Source organism: Scytonema sp. UIC 10036 (assembly GCF_009725235.1).
Genome location: NZ_WJFC01000091.1, coordinates 12188 through 24806 on the forward strand (window position 1 = coordinate 12188; position 12619 = coordinate 24806).

The window sequence follows — 12619 nt, forward strand, 5'->3', positions numbered from 1 at the left end:
TTAAACATATTGAAATTATTTAATAACAGCTTAACTGAATATTAGCACTCCAGGGTTAGGATAAACTACCATACAATAAAAGAGAAAATTCAAGACTTTGAAACCAACATGAGTACACCATTTTTTCTTCTTAAAGTGGCTTATCTGTTGGTTTACTCTTCTCCTAATTGATTATGCTGGCTTCCAATTTGATTTCCCTGGACTTTACTGTTGGCGTTTATCGCTCCTATATTCACATTGATTAATGCAAAACTTATATTAATGCGAATCAGAGCTAACTGCTTGTGAAGATTACTCAACCAAGATTCTGTCTGTACAAGCTGAACCGAGTTTTCAGTGTCTCTGTTAACCCTCCTAATAAAATCAATTAGGTGAGCATATGAATCTTCTGGATTGGATTCAATTTCTGACTTGTTAATAATGTTCATAACACCCGGAATCCTTAAAGTTGTAACTTCTTGCAAAAATACTTCTTGTAAAAATGCTGACGTGTTCCAACCACTACGTTTAGCTGGTGCAGCAGTGATGAATATGAAACGAGTATCAACTAGCCCAGCTTCTACAATCTTGCGAATCACTCCTTTTCCTTGCCAGCGTTGAAGTTCTCCTTCTTGAGAATTAGAAATAGGGGGGACAAACAAAATTTCATCAATGAGAGCAATTTTAATTTGGTGTTCAATTGCAAACTCAATAGCTTCACGTGAATCTTGAGTGGCATAGCCATTTGTCACAAGTTAAGGCTGCAAGGCAGTTGTCAAGGGGCTTTTAGAAGAAGCTTGGAAGAAAAATTGGTCAGTGCCTCGCTGTTTTTCAGGAAAGGATGCAATGATTAACTTAATATTTGGTTTTCGTTGTCGTTTAACAATCCCCAAATCTTGATTTTCCGGGGAAGCAAAATATTTAACTGGGTCAGTAGCCTTACCTTTTTGATAAGCAACGTAAAAATGATAAAGACCGCGATAAATCATCTCTAAAGAAATTTGGTCAAAGGGTAACTCTAGCTCGTCAGCTACAGCATCGCCTAAATCAACTAACACAGCATAAAATAACCAAGTACCCCAAATTTGCAACTGAATACCGTTAAGAGAACCAGTCCATAAATAACTTAAACCTAAGAGACGTTTGACAGTATTAAAAGCATCTTCAATTCTCCATCTTCGTCGATATAAATCTGCCACGACGTAGGGAGGTAAAACAGTAGGGTCAAGTACGCTAGTTAAATAAGAATGCCAAGCTTTCTCTGAACGAACTTCAACCAGACGTAAGGTAATAAATGGAGTTGTTTTCGTGCCAGACCCCAAACGTATCAAACGGTCTTTGAGAGCATAACTATCCGTAAACACTTGCTCAACCTTAATTGATGCTCCCTTTTTCAAACGAGTAATAAAGTGAACTTCTTGTTCAATTAATTGTAGCCAAAAGCTAAAATGATAAAATCCTCTATCCAGTAACAGTAACGTCTTGGCTGTAACTAAATTTAAAATATTTGACTCAAGTTTAATATCAGAAGCTCTCGGATTTTCATTAAACCAAACCTCGATGGGTAATCTGGTCATTAAATCTATTACTGTTCCCATTTTTCCTGCTAGTTGCCCTTTGGGAACATTGTCTAGGCTTTTGAGCTTACAAAATAACGCTTCTAAAGTTGAACAGTCTACTATCCAAATCTTCTGAAACTTAGACAGGGTAAATTGAATACTTTCAGGAATTGGACGGCTATTTCTGGTATACCAAGCTGCTTTTAAATCTGGCAATAAATCCTTAAAAACTTTCTCGAATAATTGAGCAGGAAATGTTAAAAACCGTTGGGATATTGCTTGTTGACTAACAGTCTTGGGACTACACCACAAAAAACCTTCTCTAGCTAACATTCTTGTCAGTTCTGTGACTCCCGCTACGTCTCGCCACAGTAAAGTTAGCACCGCAGCTACCATAAACGGTAAGTTGAGAATTCTGTCTCTTAAACTCAATTGACGATAGTAATTTTCTTGTGCGGTGATGGCTGGAGTAAGTAACGCTTCTAGCTGCTGGGCAATTACCTCATCTTGCACCATTGGTCGTTGTGTCTTTTTTGCGTGATCTCGATTGGTCTTTCGGCTTTGGCTCATGGTTTTCTACAATCACTCAATTACTTGTCTTAACTGAGTTTCACATGATTTTTTAGATTGGCAAATATTGCCGGAAGAATTATCAATAATGATAATCAAATAAAGGGTTGGGGGAAGAGGCGAGAAACGCTCACCTCTTCCCCCAACGACACGATTATCATTTTTATTTAACTTTATTTCTACTCAAAGACGTATTGACAAATTTTACTTACTTTTAACTTGTGGCAAATGGGCATAGCAATCAATACCAGCATTTCTCAGCCGTCGTTCATGTCGCGCCAACCAATACTCATCATCGTCTAAAATTAGAACTGGATGTTTCTGCATAAGGATTCCCCAGAATAACAGTTTTGATCGGAATACTAAAGGTACTGCTAATCTTTGCCTTTAAAAGATTTGAAAATTCTCCTACTCAGTGTTTAAAAATATAAGTTTTTTTCCAGGATATGTTTATAGCGGTTCTTAGTTGAGTGAGGTACAAAGAGAAATATAAAACTCTTGTGGAGTGGGTATCCCTACCTGCCCTAGTATATTTAACCAAAACAGGAATCGCTATAATTAGCTCAAACAATTATACTGAAAAATTTAATAATCAACATTGCTAATCGTTAGAAGTTTCAAGCAAGATCTCTGTAAAGTTGCCTATTTAAAACAGGCTCAAAATCAAGAGTTTTTACCTATCAAACTTTTAGATATTTGAAACTGAGTTACAGATGTTTTTTATTTGAAAATATTGATATTTCTCCCTCTAATCATTGTTTTAGGAATGTCAAAACTAAAACTCATACTTTCCATCAAAAAGATTATGATGTAACCCAAATTCTTTGGTATTCGTAATCTTTGCTATTTGAAGCAACTCTGTGCTCTCACTGACAGATATTATGCAGCTAACAGACGCACTTTTAATATTTTGTTGCTTTGTTAGTCTGTAAATTCGGTATTTCGTATATCTGTTACTTACAGATACTATGCAGCTAAAAGCGCACTTTCTGCAATAATCAGCCCAAGGCTCATCGGTTAACGTGCGGTAGCGAAGTTAACGGCACTCATCCGTATCGCTTTCTTTGCTTCCACTGTATTTTAGACGCTCCACCGCTAATTGCGAAATCTTGCACCAGTTTCTCCAGTACCATCCGACGTCTTAAGGGTAGCTCTTTAAATTTTTTTCCTACCTGTTCTGTGTTCATAAAGTTCTCTTAATGCTCAACTACGTCAAGTCTTTACAAAAGTTATGCATTTTTTTAGCATTTTTGGCTGTAGTCCTAACTAAAGTGTCTGTCAATTTGTGTTAACTTTGGAAAGTGAGTTTTGATGTGCTAACGGTTTTGTGTTCTCATCTTACCTGATTATCGCCAGGTATAGTATACTCCTTGGTTGACCATTGCCGTTTAAAGTTAGTGCATAAAAACTGAGTAAAAAGTACCTTGACTCTAGCACACTAAATTTGATATCTATCCGTCTATCTAAAGTAATAATCTATCTCAAGAAAAAGAATGGCAGTTTCTCTCAAAGCTTCCGAGCAAGGACTACAACTCGTAGATGCAGCTAGGCGCAAGCGGGGCTGGACAAAAGCGAGTGTGGAATGGCGTGAGGCAGCCCAAGTTGCACCAGCTAGCTTGAAGAGGTTTTGGCTAGGACGCCCTATTAATAAAGATACCTTTGTAGCGATTTGTAAAGCTGTAGGAGTAGACTGGCTGCAAGCTGCCGAGTTGCAAAACGAATCTGAACCTGAAGACCAAGGACAAAGTCTACAACCTGTAAGGTCTTTATCTTCCTCCCTTAACATTGACTGGCGGCAATTAGCCCAAGAAATGCTTGTCGATCGCACTCGGCTGACCACCAATCCTTTAACCGTTAGAGATGGATTGACATTTAATATAGATGAGATTTTTGTCCCTCTGGGATTGGTGGAGCGACAGCAACAAGCTAGGCGTAGTGGCAATGTTCTTCCAGAGCTAGGGTCGCAGTTATATCAGCCGGAACGCCAGTACGAAGTAGCAAGAACGTTTCAGCAGGATGAGTTTTTTGAGCAAATTCTGCGCCGAAGGCAAAGCCCCATAAGCCAAGGGCGACGGTTAGCCATTCTTGGAGAACCAGGAGCTGGCAAAACGACTCAGTTGCAGAAAATTGCAGATTGGGTGTTCAAAAACACCAAGCAGGACATAGCCATTTGGATCGCCTTGGCAGATTTGCAGGGGAAAACCTTGGAAGCTTATTTACTAGAAGATTGGTTGAGAACTGCTACCCGGAAAGTGCGCGTTACGGAAGCCATGCAGGAAGCGCTCTCGCAACAGTTCAACCAAGGTCGGGTATGGCTGCTATTGGATGGTTTAGATGAAATGATTATAAATACCGCCAACCCGTTAGCTGAGATTGCAAACCAGTTGACTGGTTGGGTCGCCCAAGCGCGAGTAGTTTTAACCTGTCGGCTAAATGTTTGGGACGCAGGTAAGAATGCCTTAGAAAGTTTTGATGCCTATCGCACTTTAAATTTTAGTTATGGCGATGTTCCTTCAACAGATCGGGTAGGGCAGTTTATTCGCCATTGGTTCAATGAAAACCCAGAATTAGGGAAACAGTTAAGAGCCGAGTTAGACCAACCGGGACAAGAGCGCCTCAAAGATATGGTCAAAAATCCCTTGCGATTAGCACTATTGTGCCGCACTTGGGCTAGACGACAAGGAAAATTACCCCATACCAAAGTCGCACTTTACCAGCAGTTTGCTGAAGCACTCTATGAATGGAAACAAGAAAGATGGACGCTCAACCAGACTCAACGCCAGGAATTGAACGCAGCACTGGGACGATTGGCAAGAAGAGCGATCGCCCAAAAATCATCCCAATTTCGACTGCAGCATCGCTTCATCTCGTCGGAACTAGGCGAACCCGATGATGAGAGTTCCCTGTTTCATCTGGCGCTACAGCTAGGTTGGCTGAATCAGGTGGGAGTTGCGGCAGAAAATCCCGATGAAAAAGTTTATGCCTTCTTTCATCCCACCTTCCAAGAGTACTTCGCAGCCCAAGCTATACAGGACTTTAAAGAGTTCCTCAAATCAGATAACCGCCGTTTATTTTTTGAGCCGCAGTGGCTAGAGCTAATTTTTCTCTGGCTGGAGCGAGAAGATGTACCAAAGCAGCAAAAGGAAAACTTTATTGATGCATTAACCAAACAACTGTACACTAATACAGATGATACCCGTTGGCAAATTGCTAAATTCTTGGGTGAAATCGGTGCAAATAACAAGGAGATCGTTAACGGGTTAACCGATCTGCTGCACAACAGTCAGGATAGCTATACCCGCTGTCAAGCAGCGACTAGCTTGGGGCGAATCGACCCAGAAAACTCAGACGCTATCAATACCTTGCTAGAACTGCTGTCTAATAGTAAAGACCCGTGGCTTCTTCAGCAAGCTGCCGAGAGCTTAGAGCAAATTGGGGCTGGCAACTCCGACGCCATTAAAGCTTTAACTAACTTATTAAGTACGAGTCAGGATGAGTGGACCCGCGAGCAAGCTACCAAGAGTCTCTTGGGGCAAATCGGGGAAGTCAATCCAAAGAACAGCGAAGAGCTAAACGCTCTGCTGCTTGAAGTAAAACTTCATCCACCGCATAGTAAGGAGGAAAGGATAGCTTTAACAAAACTGATTGATGGAATTACGAAATCAAGCAGACTTTATGGGAAAGATAAAGTCTCCCCTGATGTTTACAATCGGGCACTTGATGCAGTTTTATCAGAAATTTGTCAGAAAATTCGTAATGACGATTCTAAACAGGACAACGTAATAACATGGGTAAATTTCCTGCTAAGAAAGTATCTCACTTCCTCTTCCACAAGAGAGGAGCGAGAATTGTCTTCTAATGCTATAGATACATTAGTACAATTTGAAGACATTAAAAGCAAACACATACCGGGTCATCCAGAAGCAAACTTTCAAGCATTGGCGAAACGACGGGATGCCGGAGAATCTTGGAAAGATATTTCAGAAGATTGGAGAATTCCAATTTCAAAACTGAATACTTTTTACAATTTTTGTGTCAAACACTTCGCTCCCACCCTTAAGGACTCCTGGCATAAGTAATAATGACTATATTAAATGAAGTAAATAGTTCATGACTTACTCAAAAGAACACTTAAGTGCAACCCTCCCTCTGCCTCCCAAAGCTCATATTATTGCTGAAGAGTTTTGGGAAAATCATGACAATTTCCAGAAAGCTAATGAGGTATTGTTAAATACTTTAGCAGTTTTTACAGTGCATTCATACTTGCAAAAGCTAGGTATTCAGACAGATTTGGAGGCAAGTGACAGTTGGAACCATAGTATACAGAGTTGCATGAATATTGCTGATTTATGGGTAACAAATATGGGGAGGTTAGAGTGCCGCCCGGTATGGCCAGAGGCACAGGTATGCCCGGTTCCAATAGAAGTCAGGGAAAACAGGATTGGTTATGTAGTTGTACAGATTAGTGATTCACTTGAAGAGGCAAGAATTCTGGGATTTTCCCAAACTCCATTATCGGGCAATTTAAGAATAAACGAATTGCAATCTCTGGAATATTTAATTGAACTCCTCACACCCGTGAACTTGAGCCAATGGTTGCAGAATGTTTTTGACGCGTGTTGGCATACGGTGGAAACACTTTTGAATCTGGAATCAAACGAGTTAGCTGTTTGTTGTAGAAGTGCTTGTAGTAGTACTTGGGAGTTGAGAGTCAATGAACCTGACAACTCAGCAGCTGGTGTTAGGCGAGCCAAGCTGATTGAGTTGAGGAAGCAAAGTGCTAGAGAGCAGGTAGTTCTTGTTGTGAAGCTGATACCTATAGCCGATTCAAGAATGAACGTCTGGGTGGAGGTATATCCCAATAAATATCAAACCCATCTGCCACACGCTCTCGAGCTGATAGTCTTAGATGAGGAGGGGGCAGTTGTAGGAGAAGCCATAGCAAGAAACAACAGGAATATTCAATTCAAGTTCAGTGGTGAACCAGGAGAACGTTTCAACGTCAAAGTTGCTTTGGATAATGTCAGCATTACCGAAGCATTTTTAATTTGAGGCGAACAGTAAGCATACCAGTACCGAGCATGGCGAAGTTAGTTGTTTTGAAACTAGATGGTGATTTTGCTCCGCTGGGATTTCGGGTTACTTTGGAGATTGGAGAAGAAGAAGCCCGCCCCTCAACAGCAATCACTGGCTTGTTACCTCCAGCACCAGAACTAGTAACCTACTATGAACGTTGGCAGTCAAACTACCGCAGTCTAATGGTATCTGCCAGAATGAAACTTGAAAAAGTTATTTACGATGGTTCCGTTGACAAGCGGTTAGAGACCTGTAACGACTCAGCTCAAGTGTTGCGCGATCGCCTGAACACCTGGCTTAACTCCGAGTCGTTTCGCCCGATTCGAGAGCAATGGCTCAAACAATTAATGCCCTCTGACGAAATACGGGTGCTAGTTTGCACCAAAATTAGCCAGCTACAGAAACTTCCCTGGCATCTGTGGGATTTACTTGAAATATACCCTAGAGCTGAAGTCGTCCTAAGTGCTTTAGAGTACGAACGACTAAAATCTAAGGTAGTCACCCATAGAGAGGAAGTTAGAATCTTAGCCATTTTGGGCAATAGTGCTGACATTGATATTGAGAAAGACAGGCAGTTGCTAGAAAAATTACCCAATGCAGCAACAACCTCTTTAGTAGAGCCTAAACTTGAGGAGATTAACGACCAGTTATGGAAGCAACCCTGGGACATACTGTTTTTCGCCGGTCATAGTTCAACCAAAGGTGACACAGGTCGAATCTACATTAATAAAACGGATAGCTTAACAATTTCAGAACTCAAGTATGCCTTAAAGAAAGTCGTTGCTCGCGGGTTAGAGCTAGCCATTTTTAACTCCTGTGATGGATTGGGCTTAGCACGAAAACTACTTGATTTGCACATCCCGCAAATAATTGTCATGCGAGAGCCAGTACCAGATAAAGTGGCACAGGAATTTTTAAAGCACTTTCTCACGACCTTTGCCGATGGCGAGTCTTTCTATTTGGCGGTACGCGATTCCCGAGAAAGGTTGCACGGTTTAGAGAATGAATTTCCCTGTGCCAGCTGGTGTCCAGTGATTTGCCAGAATCCGGCAGAAGTACCTCTAACCTGGCAGGAGTTGTGCGGTAGAACTGAGTCCAAATATCAATTTTCACTAAGTAGCCATCATGAACTGCGTACACCAGGACGTATAAAAATCGACAATGAGCAAGGGGCAATGGGCAATAAATTATTTCTTACTATGCCCCATGCCCCACGCCCTATGCCCTATTTTCAATTCGGGCGTATCTTCCGCACAGCGCTCCAGGCGAGTGTAGCGATCGCCAGCTTGGTGATGGGGGTGCGGTACCTAGGGATGCTACAAACACTGGAGCTAAAGGCTTTCGACCAGTTAATGCAACTGCGACCAGATGAACCGCAAGACCCACGGCTACTGGTAATTACTGTTAATGAACAAGATATTCAGTATCAAGACCATTCGGGGATGGAGAGGCGAGGCTCACTATCAGATAGCGCACTTGATCGACTTTTGCAGAAACTGGAGACGTATAAACCGCGAGCCATTGGCTTAAATATCTATCGCGATTTCCCCTCAGTAAACTCTACGCCGGAAGAGTTAGATACTCGTCTTAAGCAAAATAAGAATTTTTTTGCCATATGCAAGGTCAGCGACTCTGAGGCTAACAACCCTGGCATTTCACCGCCTCCTAAAATTCCAGTACAACGCCAAGGGTTTAGTGAGTCAGTGAGAGACTCCGATGCCATTCTTCGTCGCCATCTATTAGCAATGATAAGTCTCACATCCCCTTGTACTGCACCCTACGCCCTCAGCGCTCAACTAGCATTCCACTACCTGGAAAAAAATGGCATTTCTGCCAAGTATACCCCTCAAGGGGATTTACAATTAGGCAACGTCGTTTTCAAACGGTTGCGATCGCATATGGGTGGCTATCAACAAGTGGATGCGCGGGGCTATCAAATATTGCTCAATTACCGCTCTTACGGTCGTTCACCAGAAGAAATCGCACCAACAGCCACGCTTACAGATGTTCTTAAGGGTGCAGTTAAGCCAGAAGAAGTGAAAAACCGAATTGTCCTCATCGGTATCACAGCCCGAAGCGCTGATGCTTATATAAGTACCCCTTATAGGGATAGTCAGGGGTTTAAGCAGGAAATACCAGGCGTAATTGTTCAGGCGCAGATGGTGAGTCAAATTCTCAGTGCGGTTTTGGATAAGCGACCTTTATTATCTGTTTGGCCTTTTTGGGGCGAAGTTCTTTGGGTCTGGGGCTGGTCGGTAGTGGGAGGCATCCTCGTCTGGCGCTATCGGTCACCACTACATTTGGGAATGGCGGGAGGAGGGGTGCTCTTGGTTTTGTACGTTCTTTGTTTTCGTCTCTTCACCTACGGTATTTGGGTACCTCTCGTCCCGTCAGCTTTGGCAATAGTTGTCACAGGTAGCAGTGTGTTAGTCTATACTCGCTCCCAGAGCCAGCGACAGCAGCATACATCTGTAATTTTGAACCATGACTGAGATAAAGTTACCTCTTAAAAAAATGAAACTTGGTTTCGCGATCGCTCTAGCACTGGTGGATTTTGCACATCATAGACAGGCACAGTCTGCCAAACCTGTCATTCTTGTGCAAACCTCAACTCTTAACCCAAGCAAACAATTAAACAGACAATTGATATTCCAAGCGCCGCCCCCCCCACCCCCCGACACTGGAAAACCTGGTCGGCGCACTGATACAGGGGGTCGTCTGACTTCCCCAGTCAGTACATTAAACCTCACTATGAAAATGGAGATATGTTCGGACTGTTTACCCATTTGTCTGCCATTCGTCTTGTAGGGGGGGGGTAGGTGGGCGCTCTCTCGCTGTGCGATTACGAAGTACAGCCGTATCGCACTTCTTGATTTACGTATAAAAATGTATTTTTTAGTACTTTATTTGGCACACCTTGCGGTTCGGCGACTGTAATAGCAGACTCATTCTCACTCAGTCCGGATGGTTCGTCCATAAAGTAACTATCCATTTTTTCAGAATGTACGGAGTGTTGGTGCAGTTCATCCATGTACTGTACTTGTGTTTCGTCAAGATACGCCTTACAATACTCCAACCAACTTGTAATGTGGAAGTATCTCATGCGAGAATAAACCGATCGCTTGTTAATTCCATATTTTTTTTGAAAATCTTCTATAGAAAATTTTTCAAAAATATTTTTTTCTTCGGGTTGTCCAGTCAAATTTTTGACCTTGTCTTGTGGCTTGTCCACCATACAACTCGCACTCTATCTACTGTTGTCTTCAATACTGTCCGGTGGACTGTACAGTGGACTGTACAGTAAGAACTCGGTTTGTCAAATAAAGATTTCAACTAAAAACTGTACGTTCGCTCATTTTGTGAGGGGGGGACGAATTAAAACCTTAGTGTGTAAGGTTTTAACGTGATTCTGGATCTGACGATCGTGATACCGTGTAATACTTGGAAAAAGATTTGTCAGCTTAACGGTGTATCACACGGAACAAAGGAAGCAGATTATCCGTGTAATATATGGAGAGCGGAGAATGCACAAAAAAGATTTTAAGAGTACAGGCTCTTCGGTGTAATACATGGAAGAAGAGCGCTATTCAAATAGGACTTACGGTGTAATACACGGTGGGGGCTGATGTTGAAATGGGACATTCAATTCCGTGTCTTATTGTCAAGGAGTGCTGATTTTATAGGGGGAAGACGTAATTATGTAGGGCTTTGCACTTGTTCTAGCTGATAAAGGGACTCAGGCATTTTTATTAAGGAGAGAATTTGTTTTTGCAGATCGGACAGAGGCGTGATGAAGATGGTAGAATCAGGGAGAAAATAGAGAGTTAAATTGCAAAAAGCCTTAAGCATTCGCTCCGCAGATGGGCGATTGGTTTTTCGCTTTGGATTGCCATCATAAAGACCAGCTAAAGATTGTTGAGTTTGCTCAAGAGCCAGCCGTACCACAAACTCCATTACTGTAAATACGCGCAAAGCTATGTTCAAAATGAACATTAAGCCAGTAATTCGGTCTTCGTTTTGGAAGTAAATGGGTAAGGCTGGCAAAGAACCTCTTTTAAAACGGTGAAACCCACGCTCCAAAAGCCATTCATCCCGGTAATACATTACAGCTTGTGGTAGGGTCAGTCGAGTGGTCGGGGCATTGGTGACATACAATCGCCATCCTGCCAAGGTTTCTGCTTCCTTAATCGCAGTATCAATCGGATGTATATGAAGTTGAAGACATATCTTAGTCACGCACTCAGTTGGAGAGTTTTTTGATGGTCGTCCCCGTCCGACATGGCGAGTTTGGTGAGTGATTTCTTCTGTAATTGTGGTTGAGAAAAAATCGTTGACACGATAGCGCGTGAGAATGTTTTCTACTTTCTGGGTGAGTTGAAAGCGATCCTCTCCTGGTTTGGCTGCTAATTTATCCAGAGCAGTTTGTGCATTGTTAATGCGTTGCTGTTGACCACGGATAATAGATGCTGCAAGGCTTTGGGAATAAACTACTAAGTAGCGTTCATGCCAACGTACCCACTTGTTAGTTTCTTCGTTGAACCAAAACTTGCCTAACTCTACTTCAAAGCCTTTTCCCACAGCAGGTTCTTCTTCATCAAGTCGCGGTAAACGAATCTCCACAGTTTCTGCTGGCGGGGAGAGTACCCATTGCTTCAGATATTGGGGGTGTTGCCCACTCATGGGTACAGGAACGCAGTAAATCCCTCGGTTTGCTGCAATGGTGGCGCGGGTTGCAATCGAGCCTGCTTTACAATCAGCGATGAAGACAAAATTTTTGTGTCCAATCACCTTTACCATTTGTTGCCAGGTAGGAAAATATAATGGATCATCAGCTCCATTCCCTTCTAGGGTGGCACTGACCAAAGGCATTCCCATTGGGTCAAGGGTTGCTAGTAATTGACGGTATTGCAGCAAGTCTGGGCGAAAATCTTTGGAGTACCCATGACGCAGTAGACTTTCTTCTGGCGATTCTCCCTGTTGATGATTCACACTAAAACTAGTTGTATCAGCTCGTGCCACAACAGTCGGCAATTCGTAGGCACGAATTAGATGCCGTCCTAGCTTTACTTCTATTTCCAACCTGGCTTGTGACTGCAACCCTAACTCTTCGACTACCCTTGCTAATCGGTCATCACTGGCATCTTTTTCCCCTATCGACCACCCCGTACTTAACTCTAAAATCGTTCGATGTGTTTGCACCCAAGGTTCCACAGCAGACAACCTATGGTCTGACTCGGTGATGATATATGTTAATAACAATACACTCAATTGTCCGTAGCTCAGTCCTTTGTGGTTTCCGTGGGGTTCCCTCAGTTTTTGGTCAATACATTTGGCTAGATCCATCTGTTTGAGCCATTCCACGATTAACGGAATATCGTCTATCCGCTCGGAACTTATTTCCACTGTTTTTCCTCTAATCTATTCGGATTCTTGTG

10 protein-coding genes are annotated in these 12619 nt (G+C 42.5%); 4 read left to right on the forward strand and 6 right to left on the reverse strand.

What is annotated here, in order from left to right; genetic code table 11:
- Positions 1–152: 152 nt before the first annotated feature.
- The 4 genes from F7734_RS33410 to F7734_RS33420 all read right to left on the reverse strand — a co-directional run bounded on the left by F7734_RS33410 (position 153) and on the right by F7734_RS33420 (position 3295).
- Complete coding sequence (locus tag F7734_RS33410; RefSeq protein WP_155748841.1) at positions 153–731, reverse strand: hypothetical protein; 579 nt, start codon at positions 729–731, stop codon at positions 153–155.
- Between the two features lie 3 nt (positions 732–734).
- Complete coding sequence (locus F7734_RS33415) at positions 735–2054, reverse strand: IS4 family transposase (RefSeq protein WP_155748861.1); 1320 nt, start codon at positions 2052–2054, stop codon at positions 735–737.
- A gap of 258 nt (positions 2055–2312) precedes the next feature.
- A complete protein-coding gene (locus F7734_RS65580; RefSeq protein WP_279239791.1) occupies positions 2313–2435 on the reverse strand; it encodes a hypothetical protein in 123 nt (40 codons plus the stop codon).
- A gap of 719 nt (positions 2436–3154) precedes the next feature.
- Positions 3155–3295 carry a hypothetical protein gene (locus tag F7734_RS33420; protein ID WP_155748842.1) on the reverse strand — a complete coding sequence of 47 codons (141 nt, stop codon included), beginning with the start codon at positions 3293–3295 and terminating at the stop codon, positions 3155–3157.
- A 306-nt stretch (positions 3296–3601) separates the two neighbouring features.
- Here F7734_RS33420 and F7734_RS60965 point away from each other — a divergent pair, with 306 nt between their 5' ends.
- Genes F7734_RS60965 through F7734_RS33440 form a run of 4 tightly spaced genes read left to right on the forward strand, consistent with a single transcriptional unit; the run spans position 3602 to position 9992 of the window.
- Positions 3602–6187, forward strand: coding sequence for a HEAT repeat domain-containing protein (locus tag F7734_RS60965; protein WP_166482304.1), 2586 nt, complete (start codon positions 3602–3604; stop codon positions 6185–6187).
- A 31-nt stretch (positions 6188–6218) separates the two neighbouring features.
- Positions 6219–7160, forward strand: a complete 942-nt coding sequence (locus F7734_RS33430) for a DUF1822 family protein (protein ID WP_155748843.1) — start codon at positions 6219–6221, stop codon at positions 7158–7160.
- A gap of 29 nt (positions 7161–7189) precedes the next feature.
- Positions 7190–9676: a CHASE2 domain-containing protein gene (locus tag F7734_RS33435; protein WP_155748844.1), complete on the forward strand. Its 2487-nt coding sequence runs from the start codon at positions 7190–7192 to the stop codon at positions 9674–9676.
- Positions 9669–9992, forward strand: a complete 324-nt coding sequence (locus tag F7734_RS33440; RefSeq protein WP_155748845.1) for a hypothetical protein — start codon at positions 9669–9671, stop codon at positions 9990–9992. Before F7734_RS33435 ends, F7734_RS33440 begins: the two co-directional genes overlap by 8 nt.
- A gap of 34 nt (positions 9993–10026) precedes the next feature.
- Here the strand turns inward: F7734_RS33440 and F7734_RS33445 are convergent, their stop codons facing one another.
- Both F7734_RS33445 and F7734_RS33450 read right to left on the reverse strand, forming a co-directional pair.
- The gene (locus tag F7734_RS33445; RefSeq protein ID WP_155748846.1) at positions 10027–10419 is read right to left on the reverse strand and encodes a hypothetical protein; all 393 of its coding nucleotides are present in this window, start codon (positions 10417–10419) and stop codon (positions 10027–10029) included.
- A gap of 461 nt (positions 10420–10880) precedes the next feature.
- Positions 10881–12587 carry an IS1634 family transposase gene (locus F7734_RS33450; protein ID WP_166481969.1) on the reverse strand — a complete coding sequence of 569 codons (1707 nt, stop codon included), beginning with the start codon at positions 12585–12587 and terminating at the stop codon, positions 10881–10883.
- Positions 12588–12619: the final 32 nt, after the last annotated feature.

Excerpts from the sequence above, each read along its gene's own strand:
- F7734_RS33415 (WP_155748861.1), bottom strand. The coding sequence starts at position 2,054 with ATGGTGCAAGATGAGGTAATTGCCCAGCAGCTAGAAGCGTTACTTACT.
- F7734_RS65580 (WP_279239791.1), bottom strand. The coding sequence starts at position 2,435 with ATGCAGAAACATCCAGTTCTAATTTTAGACGATGATGAGTATTGGTTG.
- F7734_RS33420 (WP_155748842.1), bottom strand. The coding sequence starts at position 3,295 with ATGAACACAGAACAGGTAGGAAAAAAATTTAAAGAGCTACCCTTAAGA.
- F7734_RS60965 (WP_166482304.1), top strand. The coding sequence starts at position 3,602 with ATGGCAGTTTCTCTCAAAGCTTCCGAGCAAGGACTACAACTCGTAGAT.
- F7734_RS33430 (WP_155748843.1), top strand. The coding sequence starts at position 6,219 with ATGACTTACTCAAAAGAACACTTAAGTGCAACCCTCCCTCTGCCTCCC.
- F7734_RS33435 (WP_155748844.1), top strand. The coding sequence starts at position 7,190 with ATGGCGAAGTTAGTTGTTTTGAAACTAGATGGTGATTTTGCTCCGCTG.
- F7734_RS33440 (WP_155748845.1), top strand. The coding sequence starts at position 9,669 with ATGACTGAGATAAAGTTACCTCTTAAAAAAATGAAACTTGGTTTCGCG.
- F7734_RS33445 (WP_155748846.1), bottom strand. The coding sequence starts at position 10,419 with ATGGTGGACAAGCCACAAGACAAGGTCAAAAATTTGACTGGACAACCC.